At 41.1% G+C, this 745-nt stretch carries 2 protein-coding genes; both read left to right on the top strand.

All coding sequences use genetic code 11. The features are described from left to right. Positions 1–344, top strand: a 344-nt coding sequence (locus ACS8FD_RS19985; RefSeq protein WP_439277153.1) for a YdcF family protein, incomplete at its 5' end; no start/stop codon positions are given. A 121-nt stretch (positions 345–465) separates the two neighbouring features. Beyond that, positions 466–745: cbb3-type cytochrome oxidase assembly protein CcoS (gene ccoS, locus ACS8FD_RS19990; RefSeq protein WP_439277154.1), on the top strand; the 280-nt coding region annotated here is incomplete at its 3' end.

The raw sequence follows: 745 nt of genomic DNA on the forward strand, positions 1-745 counted from the left end.
GCGAAAATGCCAGTATGAACACCTGTGAAAACGCTCGGTTTACTGCCAAGCGTGTGCCTTTATACCATGTGTACCTTATTACCGATAATTACCATATGGCGCGAGCTCGCAGACAATTTGCTTTAAATGGGGTCAATAGTACGCCTATAAACGCGCCATTACCTGTGTCACTTGATTGGATGGAGCCTGCACAAAACTTGAGCCATTCAAGACGTGCTGTTTATGAAATAGCTGCCTACCTACGTGATATCTTGCGCCCGCAATTAGACTGCCGGCTTGCAGAAGACGTTAGTATTCAACAATTATTAACGCCTCGAGGTAATGCGGTTAAAACCTTTGATTAATGATTTAGGTATCTCAAAGCTATGCAGATTTCATTGCATAAATTTCAATCATAAAGTTAAATTTATTACACTTGCGATAAGTGTATAATAATAGAATAAGCGGCTATTCAAGAGGTTTGCCATGCTCAGTATATTTTTATTGATTCCACTAAGCTTGATGCTGTTCGTGGTAGCTATTTGGGCTGTTCGTTACGCCGTAAAATCCAATCAATTTGAGGACTTAGATAATGCCTCACAGCGCATTATCTTAGATGATCGTCAAGAGCGTCGTCAAGTTATCCAGTCGCATAAATCAGCTGATTCTTCTGAGCAAACGGATACTATGTCTACTGCCGCTGATGCCGAAAGCTTGGATTTGGATGCTCGTAAACCACTAAATACTGATAGCAATACTGATCTCG

The organism is Psychrobacter sp. 1U2, assembly GCF_051847575.1.